The sequence below is a fragment of the Providencia vermicola genome (genome assembly GCF_010748935.1).
Lineage (GTDB): Bacteria > Pseudomonadota > Gammaproteobacteria > Enterobacterales > Enterobacteriaceae > Providencia > Providencia zhejiangensis.
On the sequence record NZ_CP048796.1, the window covers coordinates 3,813,063 to 3,837,145 of the forward strand.

Here is a 24,083-nt window from a genome sequence, read left to right on the forward strand (position 1 = left end):
TATAATCCTAATAATTTATTTATATGGATAAGCTTCACATGCTTACTAACCCTCTCGTGACCCCGATAAAAATTATCGCATCGGGCATTGCACTTCCTAAAAATAAAATAGACTCACAAGAGTTAGATGTGAGACTCAATAAGCCGAGCGGCTATGTGAAAAAATACTCGGGTATTGATTATCGCTTTCATGCAAATAATGAAGATTCTCAAGCACAATTAGCTGCCGATTCGCTCCACCATGCCCTTGAAGCCAAACAAATTCCAGCGCAAAGCATTGACATGCTGATTTCTGCCTCAGCTATTTCCATTCAAGCTCTTCCTTGTACGGCCGCACACATTCTTGCGCAATCACGACTGAAGCAAGGTATCGCCTGTTTTGATATTAATGCCAGTTGTGTCAGCTTTATCACCGCGCTGCAAGTAGCCGCGGGTTTCCTTTCTACCAGCCAATATCAACGCATTGCCATCGTTTCCGCGGATCTGGCTTCTCGTGGGATCGATTGGCACGATAATGAATCCGCATTAATTTTTGGTGATGGCGCTGCCTGCGTCATTGTTGAAAAAGGCGATGGAACAAGTGGCATCATCACTTATCATCATGAAACACACACTGAAGGTATCGAGCTATGTGAAATACGCGCTGGAGGCACACGCCGAAATCCACGCGCAGGCATGACCGATACGGATTTTTTATTTCATATGCAAGGTAAAAAACTGTTTCGAATGGCCTCATCCTTGGTCGAACGTTTTATGCAACGCGTTTTAACAGATGCGCATTTACCGATTAATCACATTGGCACCGTCATCCCTCATCAAGCAAGCCATCTGTCTTTAGAGCATATGCGGCAACGCTTAGGTGTCAAACCGGAACAGTTAATTGATATTTACCGTTTTCGTGGCAACCAAGTCGCTGCCTCAATTCCTTCCGCATTACATGAAGCAATTGAAAGTGGCCGATTTTATGAGCAAAAAAATGTCATGTTAATAGGGACTGCTGCGGGGCTCGCTTTTTGTGCCATGGTGCTGATCCCATGAAAATATTAGTGACAGGAGCAACGAGTGGACTGGGTAGAAATGCGGTCGATAGCTTACTGCAACAGGGTCATCAAGTGGTTGCTTGTGGTCGAAATAAAGAAATTGGCCAACAGCTTAGCCAGCAAGGTGTCCAGTTTTTGCCAATCGACCTTGCCCATCTTTCCATTGAAAACGCCAAAAGGTTGATGGATGGCTGCGACGCTATTTGGCATTGTGCTGCACTCTCATCCCCTTGGGGGAAATACCATGAGTTTGTCGAGATCAATTATCGAGCAACCCAAATGCTTGCAGATACCGCGGGTGAGCTACATATTCCGCGCTTTATTCATATCTCCACCCCCGCGATTTACTTCAATTTCAGCCACCAGCGTGATATTGCGGAGACACAGACTAATACACGTTTTGCCAACCACTATGCGCGAACCAAATATTTAGCCGAAACCGCGATTGCACGAAGCGTTGCATATTCCTCCCTCACACGCTACACCATATTGCGCCCTCGCGGTTTGTTTGGCCCCTATGATCGTGTGTTATTGCCTCGTTTATTCGCTCAAATTAAAGCGAGAAAAGGCAAATTAGTGCTGCCAGAGGGTGGTAAACATGCATTCGATCTGACTTATGTTGGTAACGTTGTTCACAGTATGATGCTAGCCACTACCAGAGATAATCTTATCAGTGGGGCAACATATAATATTACTAACCAACAACCTCAGCCACTGAGGCAAACGTTAGAACAACTCTTTGATGAGTTAACATTAGACTGCCAAATATGCTCAGCCCCTTATCCGGTGTTATTGACACTGGCAACAGTACTTGAAGGTATCGCGCACCTTACCGGCAAAGAGCCGCTATTAACCCGCTACAGTCTGGGAGCTGCTTATTTCACCATGACGTTAGATAATCAAAAAGCCCAGCAAGAACTCGGCTATTATCCGCCTATTAATATGACGGAAGGTATTCACCTAACAGCCCAATGGCTACGGCAGCAGGATAAATTATGTTAACTATCAATCAGTTTGAGGTAGGATATTGTACTCACCCTGGCTGTGTGGCATTAAAAGGGGCAAGTGTTAAAGCATGTAAATTTCCTGCCAGAGCGTGGTTAATTGAGGGTAATGATCAGCGATGGCTGTTTGATACGGGCTATGCGAATCACTTTTATGACCATACTCGTACAGGGATCATGCGGTTTTACCGCACCGTCACACCGGTCTATTTTGAGAGTAAAGATGCCCTCATTAACCAACTTGCAGATGCAGGGATCACACCAAATGATGTGAATGGCCTTATCTTGTCGCATTTTCATGGTGACCATATTGCTGGGCTACGTGACTTCCCTGGAATTCCAATTATTTGTTCCGGTGAAGGGTGGCAAAAAACACGTCACCTCACTGGTTTTGCAGCATTAAAAGGCGCTTTTGTTCGTGGGCTGATCCCAGAAGATTTCGAGCAAAGAACACGTTTTTATGAAGGACTGGAGGCTGTCGAACTTCCACCTGAATTGCAGATCCTTGGGAAAGGTTTTGCGGTCAATGACCAAAAAACATTATTCATTGTTCCGTTACCGGGGCATGCCCCTGGGCATATTGGGCTATGTGTACTCACTGAACAAGGCTGGATTTTATTAGCGGGTGATGCCGCTTGGTCACCCACGAATTATCGCGAACGACGTGGACCCATGGCGATTGCTCATATCATTATGGATGATAAGCACGCCTATTATCAGACACTTAATAAACTGCATCAACTCGACAAACAAAATATTCCCATTCAATTATGCCATGAAGGGGACCTTATTTGATTTTATCCGTGTTATGGCATTACTGGCGAGCCAAACGTCTGCACTTTACAGACCGAGTGGCACTTGAGGACTATCAACAGCGACGTTTAAACGCGTTTAAACGCAAGACGTTGGTAAAAAGCCCTTATTTTAGTCAGTTTGTACACCTGCCGCTTGAACAATTTCCTATCATGAATAAACAAATCATGATGGATAACTTTGACCGTATGAATACCGCTAAGCTCTCCAGTGAGAGGCTGCTTCATTGCGCTCAACAGAGCGAAAAATCACGTGATTTCTCGCCCAAAATGGGTAAATACAGTGTTGGCCTTTCATCGGGTACCTCCGGCCGTCGTGGCTTATTCGTCGTGAGTCCACAAGAACAAAATATTTGGTCTGGTAGTATGTTAGCCAAAATGCTACCTCTCGGTTTATTCAACGGTGAACGCATTGCCTTATTTTTACGGGCAAATAATAACCTCTATGAAAGTGTTAATAACCGTTGGATCTCGTTGCGCTTTTATGACCTCTATGCCAATTTCCGCCAACAGCTACAAACATTAGAAAGCGATCAACCGACTATTATTGTCGCCCCTGCTCAGGTGCTATGCGCAATTGCAGAAGCCATTAACAACCGAGAGATTAAGCTCAATGTACGAAACGTTATTTCCGTTGCCGAGGTTCTACAACCTCATGATAAGCAGCTTCTACAGCAATGTTTTTCTCATGTCGGCGAAATTTACCAAGCAACTGAGGGGTTTTTAGGTTGTACCTGTGCACAGGGAACCCTGCATCTGAATGAAGCTTTTTTACATATTGAGCCACATTGGCTAGATGAACAGCGATTCTCACCAATAATCACCGATTTTACGCGAAAAACACAACCTATCGTTCGCTATCAACTGGATGATATTTTAGTCATACGTGACACTCCTTGCCCTTGTGGTGATCCTCAACTTGCCATTGAACGAATCGAAGGTCGTTGTGATGACCAATTATTGCTACCTGACCATCACGGCAATGTCGTGACATTATTTGCTGATCCCGTGTCTCGCATTATCGTTAATCATCTCCCTGTCACTGCTGATTTTCGCTTAACTCAACAAGGCTACCATCTCGATTTACAGGGAGAGTGTCAGGCATTTGAACTCAAACAATGTCAGCGCTCGCTAGAAGACTACTTTATTAGGCAAAATGTGGCGATTGATCAGCTGACTTGGACGCTACGCGTCGACCCTATTTCACAACCTTTTGCCATAAAACGAAGACGGATCAGGCGCAAGGAGGTTGAATGAATTTCAAACACATTCTATTACGATTGCTTTATTGCCTCCTTGGCTGGGGAACTGTCGGTATTATTTATCAATTCACAGGTGAAATTGATGAAAATGCCACGTTATTAGCGCCAAGTTGGGTCGATAATGCTATTCCTTACAACGTGGAAGCAATATGGCTATACCTCTCTTTTTTTGTATTTATTCCATTAGGTTATCTATGTAGTTCCCTTAGCCAAGCACGTCGCTTAATGTTTGCGATGCAATTATGTGCCCTTATTTCAGGCGTTATCTATCTATTTTTTCCAACGACGATGAGTTATCCACCGATTGAATGCCTTTCATTAGCAGGTAATGCGCTTTGTCATCTCATGAGTATCGATAGCCCGCAAAATTTATTACCTTCTCTACATGTCTCATTGACTCTTGTTGTTCTCAATGCATTATGGTCATCACAGCAAATCATTCGTACCACAATATATTTATTATGGGCCATCGCTATCTGTGCCTCTGTTTTAATACTAAAACGACATTTATTTATTGATGTTGTGACCGGAGCTTTAACGGCGATCAGTGTGCTGTATATTGTTCGTTTTGCACAACCAGCCGTATGTTTATGGAGAAAAGCTAAGTGAATGAATTAACTTTTCCGATTATTTTTATGTTATTGGTTGTGACGCTTGAAGGAATCATCATCACAAAAACAGAAAAAGGAACAATTAATTGGCAAGAGTGGGTATTTAACCTGAACTCAGGCCATATTATGTTGTGGTTATTTCGTGGATTAGAGCTGTTTTGTTACGGATTCGTTGTCAGTCACTTTTCATTAGGTGTTGTTGAACACTGGCCTATAGCGTTAGTTTGGATTTTTACGCTATTTGCGTGGGATTTTGGTTTTTACTGGTTACATCGCTTACACCATAAATATCGTCTGTTATGGGCTGTGCATGTCGTTCACCATCAAGGTGAACATTTCAATCTCTCTCTGGGAGTCCGTAATTCGTGGTACTCATCATTGACATCTATCCCATTCTTCATGGTGTTAGCTTTGTTGGGTATTCCACTCGAAATCTTTATTACCATTTCTATTCTGCACTATAGTATTCAATTTTTTAATCACAGTGCATTAATACCTCACCTTGGTTGGTGGGAGAAAGTCATGGTTACGCCACACCATCATCGAGTTCACCACATCAAAGAGGGTCACTACTCAAACCGTAACTTTGGTGGTAGCTTTATCTTTTGGGATAAATGGTTTGGGACATTTTCAGCATTACCTGACAGCGAGTACCACTATGGTATCAAAGGCGAGCCAGCAACAGAGAACCCATTCATTGATAATAACCGTCCATTTTGGCGGATCTTAAAGCGAAAACCCCAAACAGTTTCATTAAAAGTGCCATTATATCGCGTTAATCAGTGGTTCCTTGTCATAGGAACGTTGTTACTTTTTACTCTCGTTATTGGTTATGTTTATTTATATGGTTATGGTTATCAAGGTACGACTGGCCAACAAATGCTATTGTTTACTCTGCTTGCCGCGGGGACCATTGCCTTATCAGGAATATCCGATGGCCGCCTAGTAGGTCTGTGGAGTTGGTTTACTATCGCGACCGTCTTATTGTTTTGCGTATTATTTATTTGGCAGTGGCAAACCCTCTTTTGGCTAACATTGGCTGGGGCACTATGGCTACATAGCCTCTCTTTGCTACTGGGTATTGGCCGTCAGCCAGTGCAGGTCAACCATGCATCCTGAACCCCTAAGACCACTCGGCTACCAGCATCGTCAAGACCAAGCATTCCGCCAAGCACTCATGCAGGCCGCTAATCGATATCTACAGCAGCATAATGACCATCGCTTTGCCGATTGGCGGTTTTATCTAAAAAGCCTAGTATTAGTGGGTTGCTGCCTAGGTAGCTATCTCACTGCCCTGTGGAGTGATGCGGCATGGCTCTTTTTTATTTTTTATCCCCTATTTATCTGCTTTGCGCTGCTCTTAGCGATCAATTTAGTCCATGATGCCTCGCACAATGCAATCTTCAAGCAAGCGAAAGCCAACCGTTGGCTAAATTTTTGGATCACGATACCTTTAGGCTTGGATCCCGAATGTTGGCGAGTACGCCATATTATTTTTCATCATGCGCATACCAACATTCGTCATTATGATTTAGATATCGAAGAAAATTTTGTATTGCGACAAACCCCCTATCAACGCTGGTATCCTTTTATGAAGGCGCAGCACCTCTATTGGCCATTGGTTGCGGCGCTCACCTTTCCAGCATTAATTTGGGTATTTGATTGGTTAGATCGCTTCCACTTCACGCGTGTTGCTCCACATATGCGCCATCAAGGGCAAAGCGGCATTGTGACATTTCTATGCGCCAAAATACTGCATATCTCTCTCGTGATTATCATTCCTTTTTATCTCCTGACAGATAAACAGATTGGATTAGGCTTACTACTATTCACTTATTTCTTGAGCCAAATGTTAGCATCGCTGATTTTCGTGGTATTAATTTTAGGTACTCACTGGGCCAAAGCGACTTTCTATACCCCACCAGAACAAGGAAATATGCCGCATGGATTTTACACCCATACTTTTTCAACGACCTATGACTGGCATACTCCCCCTCGTTGGTTAACTTACTGGCTCGGTGGGCTTAATTTACATTTAACCCATCACTTGTTTCCTAATTGGAATCACCGCCACTATCCTGCTTTAGCGGATATTATTCAGTGTACCGCTGAACAGTTCTCTATCAATTATCACTGTATTTCAGCTAAAGAGCTGTTTATTTATCAGCAGCGCTTTTTAAAAGAAATGGGGCGAGGAAAGCGGGCGGATGACCCACACTCTTAACTGACTATTGCGATATAAAAAGATAAACAATGGAAATATGCTTCCATTGTTTATCAATAATAAAACGATGACATGAAGGCCGATAAGATATTCTTGCTTAAATAACGATTCTACCTATCAACAACAATATTTTCGTTAACCACCGACTGTCCACTATTCCCCACCATACGTGCAAACTTTTCGATTGGGTCTGTTTTCAGTGCATACAACCTTTTAAGGGCAAATGGATTATCGCCAAGGCGCACCTTACCTTGAATCGTGGTTAAGGCAAGATGTATGCCCGATAACTTAGCGGCATCCATCGCGATTGGGTTAAATCCACCGAAGGGGTATGCTAAATAGCGTTGTTCAGGCTCAAATTGCTGTAAAATTCGCATAGAGCGCTGGAAGTCTAAGAAAATAGTGTGCTCTTGACGACTAAAAATAATGGGGCTTTTGTGCTTATCGAGCTTATGTAAAAAATGAGTATGCGACTGAATATTAAACACATCTTGGCAATTTTTTATTTCTTGCTTACTCATAAATTGCAGCCCATCCGCAGACCATTTTTGAGGGGTCATTTTAATACGCGAAGAGATCACAAATAAGGTCGCTTGCTGCTGATTGTGTTTTAAAATGGGATAAGCATAGCGATATACCGATTTCAAACCGTCATCGAAGGTTAAAACCACTGATTTAGCGGGTAAATTCACTGATTTATCTAAATATCCTTCAAGATCGGCTAAAGAAAGCGTTTGATAACCCGCTTGCTGCAAATAATTCATTTGTTCTTGAAATGCTTCAACCGAAGTCGTCGTTGAAGTCTGTTGGAATTTTTTGTTTTCACTTTCTTTCAGTAAATGATGATAGGTCAAGATAGGAATACCTTTATCTATCTCCACATCATCTAACTTGATATACCCCAAGCGATCACCTAAACGAATCGTTAACCATGCCACTTTTTCCCCTTGCTTATCTGTTTTAATCATACGAACTAATACTGGATAGCGGAGATTGCTAAATAGCGTTGCGATTGGCTGGCTATGCGGTTTTGCCGAACGGTATACGGGCGTATTTTTTGTGGTAATTAAATAATCATAAATCGGGTTACTTAACTCATTTAGCCTATCATCTTCAGGGGTTAAGCGAGGTTTTAATGGGGATACCGCCTCAGTATTAACATAGGCATAATCATTCCCAAATTGTATAGGTTGGTAATCCCCCATTGCTTTATACAGATAAAAACCATGCTCAGGATAAAGTTCAGCAACGGCTTTCATGTTACCTGCAATTGGGGCGAAAATCGTCTCACTTTGTTTAAGTTGCATCAGTGCTGGCGGCGTATCCACCAGTTGCCAATTCTCTGTACTTTGTGTTGGTACTTGTGCAAACGACTTTGTGACCGATAAAAAAAGAAAAATAAAAAAAAGCATTAATGACTGATTACGCATACTCAACCCATCATAACGACCAGAGAAAAAACGACTTATTTTAAACCGACTTAATCGCTATCCCTATACTCTAGAAAAAATAATTTATCTAAATAGGATAACTCGCAAGCAATAGAAAATAAGTGTATTCCCCTATACCTCTCAATGGATACAACAGACTATGGCTTTTTACCTGAAAGACATGATGGGGATGCGATTGGGAGAAAACACAAAATACAAGTGATTGTTTTATATTTATATAGCCCTTTCAGTTAAGGGCTATACGTGTTATGCCATTTTAATATTAGCGATAAAAAATCATTTTCTTCTCTACGTCAACATGAAGCGATTGCTGCCAACTCGCTAATGTTAAATGCGCTAATTCAGCAAGGCCTGTATAGAAAGGAAAGTTAGCCTCTTGCTCCATTTTATTAAGATAATGGAATCCCCAAGGTAATATATGCTGAGCCAATAACTCGTTTAATTGAGATGGATTGTTTTCAGCGACCCATGCCACCATCATAAGCAATAAGCCAAAATGATCTTCAGGTTCATTCTGTGATAAATGAATATCGATACTATGGGCATGCATCCACTCACGCAATTGTAAAGTCGAGTCCCCAAAAATCACATTTTCCCTATCGAGCCATACCGATCCCCAAGGCGGTGCAGGCAGCGCATAAGGCCCAATAAATAACCGCTGATAGGCCTCATCCAAGGATTCATTATCCGTCGCGATTATGGCCAATTTATCGGCAATAGCCTGTTTTTGCTCATGAGAACCGTACGGCCACTCCTCTGTCCATTGAAGCGTTGACAGCAATGAAATGATTTCCTGTATATCACCTGGCGCATAATAGAAAGCAGCACCAAGCACTCGTGCCGTCAAAGAAATATGATTTAAAGATTGTTCACTCATGGTGTGTTTTATTCACTTATCGTTAGATATTTAATAATTTGTCTATCTTGATTTAACCATAAATCGCATTAAAAGGCTTAGCAGTAAATTACTAAGCCTCTTTTTCATTAACTAGTTAACTGCCATACCCACTGTCATATGTAAGCCGTAGAAAACGCCGCGTCCGACAATTTCACCGGCCATCACGAATAAAAATCCTATCAACATATTCAGCACAGAAGGGTTACGTTTCGCGATTAATGGCATGATCCAGCAGCCTAATCCCATCGCAATAGCCACCACTTTTATATCCATCAATATTCCATAATCAGGTACTAAGTCGGTGGCTTTTTGCACAGATGTTTCAATACTCGCTAAATCAAAACCTTGAGAAATAGCGATGCATATACTCACCAATAATGCCAACACACTTAGCGCAGGAATACGACGAATACATTGCAAATCAAAGCCTGCAATACGCAACAATAATGCGGCAAGTATAGGTCCTCCAAGGAATGCGGTGAGGATAAAATTCATTGTCGTATAGATAGTATTCCATGTTGGCACGGTATCAATCAGATACACACGAGAGGTCGCAACAACAAAGACAACCGCCATCACCATCACGATGAACAACCATACTTTACCAAGCGCAGCAGGCATCTTATTGAAGACCGCTAGCAACCAATAAAAACCGCCTAACGCAAAGAAAATGGCGCCGCTGGCAACTTCATTACTGAGGGAAGATGCTCCCAAGCGATTAAATGAGTTAAAAGCACGTAATGGTGTTCCCATATGCATTGTTGATAATAAAAAACCTATTCCCATCAACAGCCACAAGCCAAACATGCTGTAATGAACCTTGCGATCCAACTCAGTTGAAAGTTTACCGCTCAGTAATACCGCAGCCATCATCATAAAAGCACCCGCGACACTTTGGCCAATCACCGTAAAAAACATCAATGGCCATTCATGAATTCCCGATCCCATATTATACCTCCTCCGGGTTAGCCAGATGCCCTGAAGTGTCACCAACTGGACGGCTATTGGCATTCAGTTTTAACACAATATTTGGATGTGTATATTTTGCAGCTGGTAATGGCGCGATTTCCGCTAAGGTGCCATATTTTTGACGTAACTCGTCGATAGGTGCCATATCCAATGCACGTAACGGGCAAGACTCAACACAGATCGGCTTTTTACCTTCGGCAACTCGCTCATAACAACCATCGCATTTGGTCATATGTCCTTTGACCTCATCAAATTGCGGAGCGCCGTAAGGACAAGCCATACTACAGTAACGACAGCCTATGCAAACCTCTTCATCAACAACGACAAAACCGTCTTCCCGCTTATGCATTGCCCCACTTGGACATACTTTTGTACATGCAGGATCATCACAATGGTTACAGGAAATTGACAGGTAATAAGCAAAAACGTTTTGCCCAAATACACCATCTTGCTCAGTCCAATCGCCACCAGCATATTCATAGATACGACGAAAATTGACGTCTGGAGATAAATTTTTAAAGTCTTTACACGCTAGCTCACAGGTTTTGCAGCCAGTGCAACGACTTGAATCGATATAAAAACCATATTGCGTTGACATAACTCGCACCCCTAAGCTTTCACAACTTCAACAAGATTAGAATGTGATGGATTACCTTTGGCTAATGGCGACGGCCGTTGGGTAGTTAGCACATTAATACTTCCGGCATGATCCACTCGGTTACCATCTGGGTCATACCAAGCGCCTTCACCGAGACCCACAACGCCCGGCACGATACGAGGTGTCACTTTCACCTTCACGCGCACTTCGCCGCGATCATTAAATACTCTCACTAAATCGCCATGTTTTAGGTTTCGTTTCACTGCATCTTGTGGATTAATCCATAGCTCTTGTGGGCATGCGGCTTTCAGTACATCAACGTTGCCATATGTCGAGTGAGTACGTGATTTATAATGGAAGCCAGTCAACTGTAGTGGGTATTTTTCCATTAATGGATCCCCATACTGTTCAAAACCCGCGGAATAGATTGGCAATGGATGAATCACATCCCCCTCCTCGAGCTCCCAAAGATTTTGTAGCTCAGCTAATTGAGAAGAATAAATCTCAATTTTTCCCGATGGTGTCGTGAGTGGATTAGCGATCGGATCTTCGCGGAAATGACGATAAGCAACATGATGGCCCTTAGGATCGCGTTTTTTGAAAATGCCTTGTGCACGGAACGCTTCAAAAGTTGGTAATTCAGGTAATGCCTCGCGAGATTGCTCATAGAGATGACGTAACCACTCTTCTTGAGTCCGGTTTTCAGTAAATTGCGCTTCAACGCCCATACGCTTAGCAATTTCACTCGTCATCTCATAAATATTGCGGCTTTCAAAACGCGGTTTAATTGCCTGATCGGCAAAAATGACATATGACATATTGCCCGCTGAAGCATCCATACAAAAATCCATCTGTTCAGAAGCTGTGCAATCCGGTAACAAAATATCGGCATATTTCGCTGATGCTGTCATGTGGTTATCAATCACCACGATCATTTCACATTTCGAATCATCTTGCAGAATGTCATGGGTACGGTTAATTTCTGAATGCTGATTCACTAAACAGTTTCCTGCATAGTTCCAAACCATTTTAATCGGCACATCAAGCTTATCTTTACCGCGAACACCATCACGTGTTGCCGTCATTTCAGGCCCACGTAAAATGGCATCTGTCCACATAAACATCGAAATACTGGTTTTTACTGGGTTGGTTAAAGTTGGCATCCGCACGAATGGAATACTGTACGATCCTTCTCGCGCTCCAGTATTGCCACCATGAATACCGATATTCCCTGTAAGAATCGCTAACATTGCGATAGCACGGGAGGCGAGCTCACCGTTAGAGCGTCGTTGTGGTCCCCACCCCTGAACAATATAAGCCGGTTTTGCCATACCAATTTCACGTGCAAGTTTTACGATTCGTGCAGCAGGAATACCTGTAATAGGTGCGGCCCATTCAGGTGTTTTCGCTTGGCCATCTGGTCCCTCCCCTAAAATATAGGCTTTGTAGTGCGCATTTTTGGGGGCTCCCGCTGGTAAAGTCGACTCATCATAACCAACACAATATTTATCAAGAAATGGCTGATCGACTAAATCTTCTTTGATCATCACATAAGCGATCGCACTGACTAACGCAGCATCGGTTCCTGGGCGAATAGGGATCCATTCATCTTCACGTCCTGCACCTGTATCGGTATAACGAGGATCAATGATAATCATTTTGGCGTTCGATTTTTCACGAGCCTGTTCAACATAGTACGTGACCCCGCCGCCACTCATACGTGTTTCACCTGGGTTATTACCGAACATGACGACAAGTTTTGAATTTTCGATATCAGAAGGGCTATTACCGTCAGCCCAACCGCCGTAAGTGTAATTTAAACCGGCAGCAATTTGTGCGGTACTATAGTCGCCATAATGATTTAGATATCCCCCGCAGCAATTCATCAAACGTGCAATCAATGTAGCCCCTGGTGGCCATGATTTTGTCATGGTACCGCCTAAAGTCCCAGTGCCATAATTGAGGTAGATAGACTCATTACCATAGTCTTTAATTAAGCGCTTCATATTGTCAGCAATGACATCAAAAGCTTCATCCCAACTAATGCGTTTGAATTTGCCTTCACCACGTTTACCGACCCGCATCATTGGGTAACGTAAACGGTCTGGGTTATAGACTCGACGGCGCATAGAACGGCCACGTAAACAGGCACGCACTTGATGCAATTCTTCATAGACATCATTGCCGGTATTGTCAGTCTCAACGTATTTTATTTCACCATCAACGACATGCATACGTAATGGGCAACGACTCCCACAGTTGACTGTACATGCACTCCAAACCACTTTTTCTTCACCAGTGGGGGTAACTGTTTTTTGCTCTGCAACAGCAGCAGAACTGAAAGGAAGAGAAAATCCTCCAGCCGCTGTCGCTAACCCAGTGATTGTTCCGGCTTTAATAAATCCACGACGGGTAAGAGGAGCAAAAACAGATGCTTTCTCTTTTATATTTGCCATACATAACTCGCTCAATTAGTTTGCTTAAAGTGTTAGAAATCAAACTTCCATCGACACTGAATAAAATTTATTTAAGATGAGTACGATTAGTCATAAATGTGACTAGTCATATAAAGTCGAAATAATAAGATTTTTAGTCGAGGTCATAATATCAACACACAAAACTAAGAGATTGTTTCACATCAATAAAAGAGTAATAACCTACGTTACTAATAACACCAACCCTTTGATAAAAACTATAAATCACAGCGCTTCCGTTATATCAAAACATATATATCGACGAATTATTTTAGCCTATTTCCCTCTATTAACGGTATTAAATGTTAGTTAATAACTTTATAAAATACATTTCCAGTCGGTTATATCTAAAATATAATGATTGCATTCAGTTAATATTTAGCTAACAAAATTATCAGAAAAATAATAAAACATTTTTATTATTCTTTATAAGAATTAATTAACATAAATTTATCAACATTAATAAATATAAAATGTTAATCATTTTTATTACGTTAATTTAGATAGAGGATTTTATTAACGTTCAATTTAAACTAACCGACAAACACCACTTTTTAAAAAGAATTTATTTTCAAATAGTTAAGCATTAATCGCATCATATTAATCGATAGTATTCTTTACTGAATCAACCAATATTCAAAGGCATGTTCATCGTTATTTTCGTGATCACTATCAATAACCTATTATTTTTTTATTTCTCAAGCTCGCTGCATTCATGCAATGAAATGCAAAGGAAAGGTATTTTACTCACGATATTAGTCTGTCAGCGCTTTTATTTGCGAAAATTCTTAATTAACAGGAAAGTTCACCTCAATAGCTAAGTTAAACTAATTAAAAAACATCTATAAAACACTCAGTTACTTGTAAAATTTAGTCTTGTTAGTTATCTAAAAAAGAAACGAAAAACAGGATATTGATCTCAGTATTTAACTTACCATGTATTCAAATATTGACTCACTAAGTAAATATCGCTATTAGTTAAAATATTGTTAACCAATGTTACGATGGTGATAAATTGGAAATATCTCAAGTTAATCTCAAAAAAACGGATATCACGCAAGATAACCGAGCCAAGTGTATTCGCGGTATTGTGGGTGCGGCTTCGGGTAATTTAGTGGAATGGTTTGATTTTTATATTTATGCTGTTTTTGCTGCCTATTTCACTAAAGCTCTTACCCCTCAAAATATGGATCCCCTGACACAATCTATCTATGTATGGGGTGTCTTTGCAGCCAGTTTTTTTATGCGTCCCATCGGTAGTTGGCTATTTGGTCGCATCGCGGATCGTCATGGTCGCAAACGTTCTATGGTTGCCTCAATTTACTTGATGGGCTTCAGCTCTTTCTTATTTGCGGCTCTCCCCACTTATGCACAAGTAGGAATGTTTGCGCCATTACTCTTACTGCTAGTTCGCTTGTTACAAGGATTATCTGTTGGTGGTGAATATGGTGCGGTTGCAACTTATATGAGTGAGCTTGGCCTCAAAGGACAACGGGGGTTCTTTGCATCGTTTCAATATGTCACACTCTCTGGGGGTCAGTTATTAGCGAGTTTACTCAGTGTCATTCTGTTAGCGTTCCTCAGTGAACAGCAGTTATCGGATGGGGGTTGGCGTATTCCTTTTGTCATCGGTGGCTTTGCCGCTATTGTTTCGCTGATCGCCCGAAAACGCCTTGATGAAACGCTCAGTAATGAAGCTTCTGAAGCCGAGGAGTCTGGTTCTTTAATCGCACTACTCAAGCAACATTGGAAATCCTTTGTATTAGTCATTGGCTATACCGCAGCAGGATCTCTGTGTTTCTACATTATTACGGTTTATTCAAAAACCTATTTAACCAATATCGGTATTGATAGCAAAATTGTCGGCTATATCATGACCATCTCATTATTTGTGTTTATGTTGTCTCAACCGCTATTTGGCATTATCTCAGATAAAATTGGTCGTAGAGCCGCCATGATTACATTTACGCTATCTATGATTATATTTATCTATCCCGTAATGGTGATAGGTATGCGTTATTTTGCTTACTCCCCTGTCATTATCACTTTATTACTTATCTTCTTAATGATGCTATTAAGCTTCTATACATCGATCAGTGGTTTGGTTAAAGCTGAAATGTTCCCACCACACCTACGAGCATTAGGTGTCGGTGTATCCTATGCGATAGGAAATGCAATTTTTGGCGGCTCAGCTCCCTCAGTCGCATTACAATTTAAAGCCAATGGCGCAGAAAACTCATTCTTTATTTATGTCATGGTTATATTATGTATCTGCTTGTTCTGCTGCTTTAAGCTTCCTAAAGAGCCTGAATATTTGAATGACCGTCATTAATGCTCTCTATTGAACCACTATTTTTAAATAGTAATTGGTCATACAAAGCGGCGCAAAATATCGAGTTGCGCCGCTTTCAATCAATATGGCAGGTTATTTGTCTACAGAGAGAAATTCTCTCGCTTGCAATAGCGCGACTGGCTAAATTTGCTCATCGCATCAACTTTATCTCACTGTTACACAACTTAGACAAAAATGAATCAATCATGGCCTTTGCAGCTCACGTTTAGCCCCAAAATACTCATTATATGAAACTACGGCGTACAGAGTATTTTCTGCTTATGAGAATTTGTAACAAATAGAAACAAAATACTATCAAATAAATAATTCCAAATATGGCGTATTAATAACTACATTCACTATTTTTTATATGATATGAAAAATATAATCAAAATAGTAATCATAAAATGACTTACCCATCATAGCTTTAAACTTTCAATTAGCTAAAAAACAGCTATCAAACAAAACAAATGATCGAAATATTCGATCGAAATAAATCATTATGATAGCCAAAAGCTATCAATTATTCTTATCTATTCGGTACAAACATTTTTACACCAACTATGGACTCGTTATAGTAGCGACCTAGTGATAACCACCATCTAATCTAACATTGGGTAGAAAATAGGATAATGGAAGAGCATAAACTCACCACATTAGCAGGTAGCTTGTTGCGCCAAGCAAGAAAAGAGAAAAAAATAACCGGCAAGGAACTTGCTAAGTTAATGGGAATTAGCCAACAGCAAATTTCACGCTACGAAAATGGCATCACCCCACTCACTCTTGATTTGCTCTATCGATTTTTATCGGTTTTAGATCAAGACTGCCTAATTTTCATGCAAAAAATCTTCAATGAATATCATAAGAATTCTAGGGTGAAAGGTCATGCCTTACTAGCACCACCTTCATTGAGCCAATACCTAAAGCACTTTATTAAAGATAAAAACAGCACTTCGTTCAAGGTTTATACTCACAGTAAGGATAACTAAGAAAATCAAAAGAATTATGCTATTGAACAACGGACGGCAAACATAATTCAAGGTTTCACCCCATATTACACAAAGGAATAATCACTAAACTTATAACAAATTCGCCCTTAATTGTAAGGGTTTTTATCTAAGTAATTTAGTCTAAGTAAAACATTTAATTAATAAACATCAAATAACCCATATTTTTTGATACACGCTTTTTATATCTGCCAGACTAATAAGCACAATAAATATACGGATAGCATTTAAGCTAAATAACTTACAGATAGATTTAACGTCATAACACAATTATTGAATCACCCAAAAAATAACCCTATTTACAATGCTCGTATATTTTGTTTCTATCAATATGATCGAACAACAGAGTGTAGGCGTTAAGATTATTTTTAACACCACAGTGGCGAAAAGGTTGAAACCAAATTTAAAAATCAACCAGCATGACTCACCAAAGCAAAAAAATATAACTATATGTTTTATTGAGCAAAAAATATCCCCATCCACAGTGGCAACCGATAAAAATTGAACAAATATATTTTTTGCGTTTATTTCTAAATAGTGTAAACCTAATGAGACGCTATTATTTCACCAACTTTCTACCAAACAAAAATATAAAGTTTAAAAATTCAACAATAATCTTCAAAATATATTTAGACATTTAATAAATATTTAATCATTACTGTCTCGTCTTTGTCACTGGCTTTCCTCCACCATCAAGATGGCACCTCACAAATGCAATAATAATGGGGCACCTTTTTTTTCTTGCTATTAACCACACGAAATATAGTTGATTATTATTTAACATGTTTGAGTATTTTTATTTATTACTCACCTCGTGAAACAAATTGACATTTTTCCCGAGCAAATAAAAAAACAACTGTACATTTTAGCTGACATTTCACTTTATTTTTTTGCCGCCTAAAAGGATTGATTTTTATTAAAACAACGCGCAAACCCTTTACAGGCTTGACTATCACAATCAAGATTATTCACATTCCACTTAGTTTTATTAACAAATATACCCCATGGTTAACAATTACTTGAATTATGATAATATGATTATCTTAAATTGTAATAATTTACTATATAAAAACTAAGGTTATTATTGAGGTTACAGATGAAAATCTCGAGAAGAAAACTACTTTTAGGGGTCGGTGCTGCGGGTGTTCTCGCAGGGGGTGCTACGGTTGTTCCAATGATCCGTAGAGAAGGTCGATTTGAGTCGACTAAATCTCGTGTACCTGCTGTTGCGGGCACCGAGGGGGCATTACCGAAATCAGCAGATGCTGTCATTATCGGTGCTGGCCTTCAAGGAATAATGACTGCCATTAATCTTACTGAAAGAGGAATGAACGTCGTTATTTGTGAAAAAGGTGTTGTCGGCGGTGAACAGTCTGGTCGTGCCTACAGTCAAATCATTAGTTACAAAACCTCTCCAGAAATTTTTCCATTACACCATTATGGAAAGATTTTATGGACCGGTATGAATGAAAAAATCGGTGCAGATACGAGTTACCGAATTCAAGGCCGTGTTGAAGTTCCTTCAAGCGAAAAAGATCTTGAACTGACCAGAGAATGGATTAAAAAGAATTCAGAGAACCCAGGTTTTGATACCCCATTGAGAACTCGCATGATCGAGGGTGAAGAACTGGCAAAACGTCTTCCTAATGCTCAGACACCATGGAAAATTGGTGGATTTGAAGAAGATGCTGGTAGTCTCGATCCTGAAGTTGTGACGCCAACGATGGCGAACTACGCAAAATCACTCGGGATTCGTATCTATACCAATTGTGCCGTAAGAGGCTTGGAAACCGCAGGCGGTAAAATTTCAGATGTGGTGACTGAGAAAGGCTCCATCAAAACCTCTAACGTGGTTCTAACGGGCGGTATTTGGTCTCGTCTGTTTATGGGTAACCTTGGCGTTGACGTTCCTACACTCAATGTTTATCTCTCACAACAACGTATCACGGGTGTACCGGGCGCACCAAAAGGTAACGTACACTTACCAAATGGTATCCACTTCCGTGAGCAAGCAGATGGAACTTATGCGGTTGCTCCACGTATCTTTACGAGCTCTATCGTGAAAGACAGCTTCCTGTTAGGTCCACGCTTTATGCACTTACTGGGCGGCGGAGAACTACCATTAGAATTCTCTATCGGTAAAGATTTGTTTAACTCTTTCACAATGGCAACGTCATGGCGTTTAGATGAAAAAACACCATTTGAAGAGTTCCGTACAGCTACTAACACACCAAACACAGACCACCTGGATGGCGTACTCGAAAGACTGCGTAATGAATTCCCTGTGTTTAAAGAGTCGAAAGTGGTTGAACGTTGGGGCGGCACAGTTAGCCCAACCGATGATGAAATTCCAATTATTTCTAAAATTGAACAATACCCAGGCCTTGTTATCAACACAGCAACAGGTTGGGGTATGACAGAAAGTCCAGCATCAGGTCAACTGACTGCGGATCTATTGATGGATACTAAACCAGTCATCGATCCACACCCGTACAGACTTTCTCGTTTTACTGAATAAGAGCGATAATTTCTACTGACGTTAATTGTTCTTTAAAATTTATTGTTCAAGCTGTGCATTGCATCAATGAATGTATGGCTTGTCTATATAAGTTGATACTCTAAATAACTCAGTCCGTCGCCAACAACGCGACGGCTTGAAGTATGAGGAGAACTATTACTGTGATAATGTTAAGGAGCTTACATGCGCTATAAAACTTTACTTCTTTCTCTCCCATTGGTTCTGGGTGTAGCGAGTGCAAATGCTGAAGGTGTAAAAACCAATAAGCTGCAAGGAATGCCTATCGCTGAGTCGGTAGAAATCAGTGCAACTAATGACATCATTTTCCTAAGCGGAAAGGTGCCAACTAAAATCTCTAAAGACGCTCCTGAAGGTGTCCTTGAGTCATACGGTAATACTGAAACTCAAACTATCAACGTCATGAAGCAGATCGAAGCTCACCTTGCTGATCTTGGCCTGACTCTGAACGATGTTGTGAAAATGCAAGTTTTCCTTGTTGGTGGTGATGAAACTAAAGGCACTATGGATTTTGCTGGCTTTATGGCTGGATACTCAAAATTCTATAATGACAAATCAGAAAACCTGCCCGCTCGTTCAACTTTCCAAGTCGCTAAACTAGCTAACCCAGCTTGGCGTGTTGAAATCGAAGTGACCGCGGTACGTCCTAAGAAATAAGTGATTTAATGCAGCGGGCGATGGTGATTTATTATCATTCGCTGCATCAATAAAATAACCTCTATACCGAACCGGTGATAGAGGTTATTTTTTATACGATAGAAACTAAGGAATTAAGCTAGTAATACATCGCAATGAGTTTGTCATCCACCGATTTTATTTCTATTGGTGTATCAAAGATATCCTCAATAATGTCCACCTTCATAATATCCTTGGGCGCGCCATGATAAACTAACTCCCCAGACCGCATGGCCAAAATATGATCTGAATAAACCGACGCAAAGTTAATATCATGGATAACTAAAATAATTGTTTTACCTAGTTCATCCGCTGCGCGACGTAATAACTTCATCATGATCACAGAGTGCTTCATATCCAAGTTATTTAATGGCTCATCCAATAACACATATTCTGTGTCTTGACACAAGACCATTGCAACATAAGCGCGTTGTCGCTGACCGCCCGATAACTCATCTAAATAGCGATGACGTAAATTAGAGAGATTTAAGAATGCGAGCGACTCGTCGATTTTCTTTTTATCCTCGACGGTCAAGCGCCCTTTGGTATAAGGATAACGGCCAAAACCAACTAACTCTTCAACCGTAAGGCGACTAGCAAACTGGTTTTCTTGACGTAATACAGATAAGTAAGTTGCTAATTTATCGCTTGGCGTTTTCACAACATCTAATTCATTCACTTTGACATGACCGGAGTCAGCCATTAATAAGCGACCAATAATAGACAACAGTGTCGACTTACCGGCCCCATTCGGCCCAATAATCGACGTAATACCACTATTTTTAATGGTTGTTGTGATGTTATCTAAGACCTTAGTATCCTGATAACTTTTCGATATCTGATTAATTTCAATCATACTAAAACCTTCTTAACACCATATAAATAAAGAATATGCCGCCGATAAATTCGATCACAACAGATAGCGTACCCGCCATATTCAAACCATAATCTAGGATCAATTGCCCACCAATTAACGCAATTACCCCCAACAAGAAAGAGACAGGCAATAGATAACGGTGTTGGCTACTACCACTAATAAAATAAGCTAAGTTCGCCACCATTAATCCTAAAAATGTTAATGGCCCGACCAAGGCGGTCGAAATAGCGACGAGTATGGAGATAAGCAGCAAGATTACCGTCACTTTATGACGATAATTAATACCTAAATTAATGGCATTCGCTTGACCAAGCGCCAAAACATCAAAGCAATAACGCATGCGCCATAATAGAATGCCGACAACAAGCGTAATGATGAGAGTAAAGAGAATTAGCTCAGGTGTCGCACGTGTAAAGGTCGCAAACATACGACTTTGTAGAATAGAAAATTCGTTAGGATCCATCAGTCTCTGCAATAACGTAGCAGTACTGCGAAATAAGGTCCCAAGAATAATACCTACCATCAAAACAAGGTTGATATTGAGTTTAGCTGACACAAATAACCAGCGATAAAGCAATACCGAAAAGAGAACCAATAACGAAGATTCTAATAAGAACTTACCAATATTTAATAGCCATGATGCAGGAAAAATATCGGTATAAAAGACAAAGATGGATTGTAATAAAATAAATAACGCCTCTAGCCCCATAATGGAAGGCGTTAAAATTTTATTATTAGCAATCGTTTGGAAAAGTACCGTCGATACACCGGAAGCAAATGCAACCAGAATCATTGTCAGTACCATATAACCCCGATGCGGCAGTATATAAGCGAGGTTATTGCCTAGGTTAATCGTCATAAATAGCACAATCGCTAAAACCGATAGCCCCAGTAAAATCCATATCCTTTGTCGTGGTGTCATACCCTTTTTGGGCAATGCAATTGATGCATTAACTTTTTGCATAACGTTGCTGCTTCAATAATAAGAAAAGGAAAATCACGGCGCCGATAACACCTAAAATAACACTTGCGGGTATTTCAAATGGATAGCGAATTGATCGACCGATAATGTCGCAAAGCAACACTAAGCCTCCACCGGCAAGGCAGATCCACGGCAGTGTTTTACGAATGTTATCGCCCATAATTAAGCTAACAAGATTAGGAATAATCAGTCCTAAGAAAGGCAACGCGCCCACGACAACGACGACGACCCCACTAATCAACGCGATAATAGAGAGCCCAATCGTCATCACTTTGCGGTAGTTTAAACCAACATTGATAGCAAATTCACGCCCCATTCCAGCCACCGTAAAGCTATCCGCAATCCAACACGCAAGCAATGTGAGCAACCCGACTAGCCATAAAAGCTCATAGCGACCTTGAATAATGCTAGAAAAATCTCCACTCATCCAAGCACTTAATGCCTGCAATAAATCAAAGGTATAAGCTGTAAAAATGGTGAGAGCACTAATCACCGCACCTAACATGATACCGACAAGCGGTACAATCAGAGCAGATTTTAAAATCACTCGGCGCAACAGGATCATAAACAGCATAGTGCCTAACAAAGCAAACCCACTCGCAACCACCATTTTTGTCATGATATCCGCAGTTGGGAACAACACCATGACAAACAGTAAGCCTAAACTCGCTGATTGAGTGGTTCCAGCCAATGAAGGCTCAACAAAACGGTTTTGCGTGAGAAGTTGCATGATAAGCCCAGCAACACTCATTGCGCTGCCTGCTAATATTAAAGAAACGGTTCGAGGAATTCGACTGATAAAAAAGATGTCTTGCATCTCGGGGTCAGTGAAAAGTGAAACGGGTGACACGTCACCCGCTCCAATAAACAAACTGATCACCGCTAATACCAATAAGGCGATAATTCCAAAAAATAGATAAAGCGTTTTCATTGATTAGTTTGTTTGGCTTTTTTCCAGTGCGTTATTAACATCATCCATTAACTGAGAATAAGTTTGAATACCACCAGCGATATAGACCGCAGTTGGATCAAGATAGGTCACTTGCTGCTTATCCCATGCAGATGTTTTTCTTACTAATGCATTATCTAATACTTGTGCAGCAGGCTGCGCATCAGTACGACCGATTGCACTATCACGATCAATCACAAACAACCAATCTGGGTTCAGTTTGACCAGCAATTCTGCGTTAACAATATTACCGTGTCTGCCTGTGTCTTCACCGAACACATAAGCAGGTTCAAAACCTAACTCATCAAAAATAAAGCCAAAACGTGAACCAGGACCATAAGCAGAAATTTTACCGCCACTCACTAGAATCACCATAGCTTTACCTGCATTTGGTGTTTTCGTTTTGATATCCGCAATTTTTGCTTTGAAATCACCAACTAACTGCTCAGCTTCTTTTTCTTTGCCAAACAGCATACCCAATTCAGTCGTGCGCTCTGTTAAGCTATCGATAAAACGTTTGTTATCAATATCCATTGAGATGGTGGGAGCAACCGCACTCAGTTTATCGTATGCATCACGAGCACGACTACCACCTAAAATGAGGTCTGGTTGAGCGTTACTAATGGTTTCATAAGCAGGTTCGAACAATGTCCCTGCATTGGTATATTCTTGGCCGCTATATTTAGATAAGAATTTGGGTAAATGGACGTTAGTTTGTGGAAGACCCGCGACTGGAGCACCCAGTGCATCCATAATATCTAGGGTTTCCATATTCATCACGAAGACTTTTTCAGGATGGCGGGGAACGTCTGTTTTACCTTGAGCATGCTCAATCGTGATCGTTTGTTTCTCAGCCGCCGCAGAGGTTTCTTTGTTTTCTTTAGATTGATCACAACCCGCCAACACTAAGGCCGACAATAAAACTAGCCCCGAAGTTAATGATTTTACAAACATCCAATTTCCTCCATCTATACTCTAAATAATGAGAGTTATCGCTTTAGGTGTGATGAGCCGACCTGATTTATTAAACACATCGCATGCTCAACACGGTTAGTAACATCACAAAAACAAGCTTTGAACTTATGATGTAACCCGCCGATTTCACCCATATCACAAATAATGGTGCTATCTTACCTTGTACTTAGTACAAATGATATTAGTTTACATTTGCATTCAAAAGAAATGGTAGCGAACGCACAAATTCCTAAAATAGATCTTATTCGCAACATATAAGTACTTTGAGGCTATCCGCAGCGGATCAATCGTCATCGAATACAAAAAGGAGGGATATAAACTAATAAAAATCGAAACAACACACTGGGCCATATTGCCTATAGCACAACCGTTTCTACGATAGCGATGCTCACGTCAGGGCTATTGGAG

At 40.7% G+C, this 24,083-nt stretch carries 20 protein-coding genes; 11 read left to right on the top strand and 9 right to left on the bottom strand.

The features are described 5' to 3' along the window. Nucleotides 1-38 precede the first annotated feature (38 nt). From G3341_RS17260 to G3341_RS17290, 7 genes are read left to right on the top strand one after another with little or no spacing between them, the layout of a single operon-like run. The gene (locus G3341_RS17260; protein WP_163863102.1) at nt 39-1,037 is read left to right on the top strand and encodes a 3-oxoacyl-[acyl-carrier-protein] synthase III C-terminal domain-containing protein; all 999 of its coding nucleotides are present in this window, start codon (nt 39-41) and stop codon (nt 1,035-1,037) included. Further along, nucleotides 1,034-2,041: an NAD-dependent epimerase/dehydratase family protein gene (locus G3341_RS17265; RefSeq protein WP_163863104.1), complete on the top strand. Its 1,008-nt coding sequence runs from the start codon at nt 1,034-1,036 to the stop codon at nt 2,039-2,041. Before G3341_RS17260 ends, G3341_RS17265 begins: the two co-directional genes overlap by 4 nt. Continuing rightward, a complete protein-coding gene (locus G3341_RS17270) occupies nt 2,035-2,838 on the top strand; it encodes an MBL fold metallo-hydrolase (protein ID WP_154622744.1) in 804 nt (267 codons plus the stop codon). Before G3341_RS17265 ends, G3341_RS17270 begins: the two co-directional genes overlap by 7 nt. Continuing rightward, entirely contained in the window at nt 2,835-4,112 is a 1,278-nt protein-coding gene (locus G3341_RS17275; protein WP_163863107.1) for a F390 synthetase-related protein, read from the top strand. The genes G3341_RS17270 and G3341_RS17275 overlap by 4 nt, the downstream gene beginning before the upstream one ends. Continuing rightward, nucleotides 4,109-4,726, top strand: coding sequence for a phosphatase PAP2 family protein (locus G3341_RS17280; RefSeq protein WP_163863109.1), 618 nt, complete (start codon nt 4,109-4,111; stop codon nt 4,724-4,726). Before G3341_RS17275 ends, G3341_RS17280 begins: the two co-directional genes overlap by 4 nt. Continuing rightward, nucleotides 4,723-5,847, top strand: coding sequence for a sterol desaturase family protein (locus G3341_RS17285; protein WP_163863111.1), 1,125 nt, complete (start codon nt 4,723-4,725; stop codon nt 5,845-5,847). The genes G3341_RS17280 and G3341_RS17285 overlap by 4 nt, the downstream gene beginning before the upstream one ends. After that, nucleotides 5,837-6,952 carry a fatty acid desaturase family protein gene (locus G3341_RS17290; RefSeq protein WP_163863113.1) on the top strand — a complete coding sequence of 372 codons (1,116 nt, stop codon included), beginning with the start codon at nt 5,837-5,839 and terminating at the stop codon, nt 6,950-6,952. Before G3341_RS17285 ends, G3341_RS17290 begins: the two co-directional genes overlap by 11 nt. A 110-nt stretch (nt 6,953-7,062) precedes the next feature. Here the strand turns inward: G3341_RS17290 and G3341_RS17295 are convergent, their stop codons facing one another. The 5 genes from G3341_RS17295 to dmsA form a co-directional block, all read right to left on the bottom strand. Continuing rightward, nucleotides 7,063-8,382, bottom strand: coding sequence for a polysaccharide deacetylase family protein (locus G3341_RS17295; protein WP_163863115.1), 1,320 nt, complete (start codon nt 8,380-8,382; stop codon nt 7,063-7,065). 283 nt (nt 8,383-8,665) lie between these two features. Beyond that, the gene (gene dmsD, locus G3341_RS17300) at nt 8,666-9,280 is read right to left on the bottom strand and encodes a Tat proofreading chaperone DmsD (RefSeq protein WP_163863117.1); all 615 of its coding nucleotides are present in this window, start codon (nt 9,278-9,280) and stop codon (nt 8,666-8,668) included. Between the two features lie 111 nt (nt 9,281-9,391). Then, nucleotides 9,392-10,249 carry a DmsC/YnfH family molybdoenzyme membrane anchor subunit gene (locus G3341_RS17305; RefSeq protein ID WP_154622738.1) on the bottom strand — a complete coding sequence of 286 codons (858 nt, stop codon included), beginning with the start codon at nt 10,247-10,249 and terminating at the stop codon, nt 9,392-9,394. Nucleotide 10,250: 1 nt separating this feature from the next. Beyond that, nucleotides 10,251-10,868: a DMSO/selenate family reductase complex B subunit gene (locus G3341_RS17310; RefSeq protein WP_154622737.1), complete on the bottom strand. Its 618-nt coding sequence runs from the start codon at nt 10,866-10,868 to the stop codon at nt 10,251-10,253. A gap of 11 nt (nt 10,869-10,879) precedes the next feature. Beyond that, nucleotides 10,880-13,324 (bottom strand): dimethylsulfoxide reductase subunit A, encoded by a 2,445-nt coding sequence (dmsA, locus tag G3341_RS17315; protein ID WP_163863119.1) that lies wholly within the window; start codon nt 13,322-13,324, stop codon nt 10,880-10,882. A gap of 1,033 nt (nt 13,325-14,357) precedes the next feature. Here dmsA and G3341_RS17320 point away from each other — a divergent pair. From G3341_RS17320 to G3341_RS17335, 4 genes are all read left to right on the top strand, one after another. After that, the gene (locus G3341_RS17320; RefSeq protein WP_154622413.1) at nt 14,358-15,674 is read left to right on the top strand and encodes an MFS transporter; all 1,317 of its coding nucleotides are present in this window, start codon (nt 14,358-14,360) and stop codon (nt 15,672-15,674) included. Nucleotides 15,675-16,306: 632 nt separating this feature from the next. After that, nucleotides 16,307-16,663, top strand: coding sequence for a helix-turn-helix domain-containing protein (locus G3341_RS17325; protein ID WP_163863122.1), 357 nt, complete (start codon nt 16,307-16,309; stop codon nt 16,661-16,663). 1,114 nt (nt 16,664-17,777) lie between these two features. Next, a complete protein-coding gene (locus G3341_RS17330) occupies nt 17,778-19,199 on the top strand; it encodes an NAD(P)/FAD-dependent oxidoreductase (RefSeq protein WP_154621985.1) in 1,422 nt (473 codons plus the stop codon). Nucleotides 19,200-19,382: 183 nt separating this feature from the next. Further along, nucleotides 19,383-19,874, top strand: a complete 492-nt coding sequence (locus G3341_RS17335) for a RidA family protein (RefSeq protein WP_154621986.1) — start codon at nt 19,383-19,385, stop codon at nt 19,872-19,874. Nucleotides 19,875-19,992: 118 nt separating this feature from the next. On the opposite strand, the gene G3341_RS17340 is transcribed toward G3341_RS17335, so the two are convergent. Genes G3341_RS17340 through G3341_RS17355 form a run of 4 tightly spaced genes read right to left on the bottom strand, consistent with a single transcriptional unit; the run spans nt 19,993 to nt 23,654 of the window. Next, nucleotides 19,993-20,748, bottom strand: coding sequence for an iron ABC transporter ATP-binding protein (locus G3341_RS17340; RefSeq protein WP_163863124.1), 756 nt, complete (start codon nt 20,746-20,748; stop codon nt 19,993-19,995). Between the two features lies 1 nt (nt 20,749). Next, nucleotides 20,750-21,733 (bottom strand): iron chelate uptake ABC transporter family permease subunit, encoded by a 984-nt coding sequence (locus tag G3341_RS17345; protein WP_154621988.1) that lies wholly within the window; start codon nt 21,731-21,733, stop codon nt 20,750-20,752. Then, nucleotides 21,720-22,682: an ABC transporter permease gene (locus G3341_RS17350; RefSeq protein ID WP_154621989.1), complete on the bottom strand. Its 963-nt coding sequence runs from the start codon at nt 22,680-22,682 to the stop codon at nt 21,720-21,722. Before G3341_RS17350 ends, G3341_RS17345 begins: the two co-directional genes overlap by 14 nt. 3 nt (nt 22,683-22,685) lie before the next feature. Beyond that, nucleotides 22,686-23,654 carry a siderophore ABC transporter substrate-binding protein gene (locus tag G3341_RS17355; protein WP_154621990.1) on the bottom strand — a complete coding sequence of 323 codons (969 nt, stop codon included), beginning with the start codon at nt 23,652-23,654 and terminating at the stop codon, nt 22,686-22,688. Nucleotides 23,655-24,083 lie beyond the last annotated feature (429 nt).

Bases quoted from the DNA above. Each gene is read 5' to 3' on its own strand.
- G3341_RS17260 (WP_163863102.1), top strand. From the start codon at position 39: ATGCTTACTAACCCTCTCGTGACCCCGATAAAAATTATCGCATCGGGC.
- G3341_RS17265 (WP_163863104.1), top strand. From the start codon at position 1,034: ATGAAAATATTAGTGACAGGAGCAACGAGTGGACTGGGTAGAAATGCG.
- G3341_RS17270 (WP_154622744.1), top strand. From the start codon at position 2,035: ATGTTAACTATCAATCAGTTTGAGGTAGGATATTGTACTCACCCTGGC.
- G3341_RS17280 (WP_163863109.1), top strand. From the start codon at position 4,109: ATGAATTTCAAACACATTCTATTACGATTGCTTTATTGCCTCCTTGGC.
- G3341_RS17290 (WP_163863113.1), top strand. From the start codon at position 5,837: ATGCATCCTGAACCCCTAAGACCACTCGGCTACCAGCATCGTCAAGAC.
- G3341_RS17295 (WP_163863115.1), bottom strand. From the start codon at position 8,382: ATGCGTAATCAGTCATTAATGCTTTTTTTTATTTTTCTTTTTTTATCG.
- dmsD (WP_163863117.1), bottom strand. From the start codon at position 9,280: ATGAGTGAACAATCTTTAAATCATATTTCTTTGACGGCACGAGTGCTT.
- G3341_RS17305 (WP_154622738.1), bottom strand. From the start codon at position 10,249: ATGGGATCGGGAATTCATGAATGGCCATTGATGTTTTTTACGGTGATT.
- G3341_RS17310 (WP_154622737.1), bottom strand. From the start codon at position 10,868: ATGTCAACGCAATATGGTTTTTATATCGATTCAAGTCGTTGCACTGGC.
- dmsA (WP_163863119.1), bottom strand. From the start codon at position 13,324: ATGGCAAATATAAAAGAGAAAGCATCTGTTTTTGCTCCTCTTACCCGT.
- G3341_RS17325 (WP_163863122.1), top strand. From the start codon at position 16,307: ATGGAAGAGCATAAACTCACCACATTAGCAGGTAGCTTGTTGCGCCAA.
- G3341_RS17330 (WP_154621985.1), top strand. From the start codon at position 17,778: ATGAAAATCTCGAGAAGAAAACTACTTTTAGGGGTCGGTGCTGCGGGT.
- G3341_RS17335 (WP_154621986.1), top strand. From the start codon at position 19,383: ATGCGCTATAAAACTTTACTTCTTTCTCTCCCATTGGTTCTGGGTGTA.
- G3341_RS17340 (WP_163863124.1), bottom strand. From the start codon at position 20,748: ATGATTGAAATTAATCAGATATCGAAAAGTTATCAGGATACTAAGGTC.
- G3341_RS17345 (WP_154621988.1), bottom strand. From the start codon at position 21,733: ATGCAAAAAGTTAATGCATCAATTGCATTGCCCAAAAAGGGTATGACA.
- G3341_RS17350 (WP_154621989.1), bottom strand. From the start codon at position 22,682: ATGAAAACGCTTTATCTATTTTTTGGAATTATCGCCTTATTGGTATTA.
- G3341_RS17355 (WP_154621990.1), bottom strand. From the start codon at position 23,654: ATGTTTGTAAAATCATTAACTTCGGGGCTAGTTTTATTGTCGGCCTTA.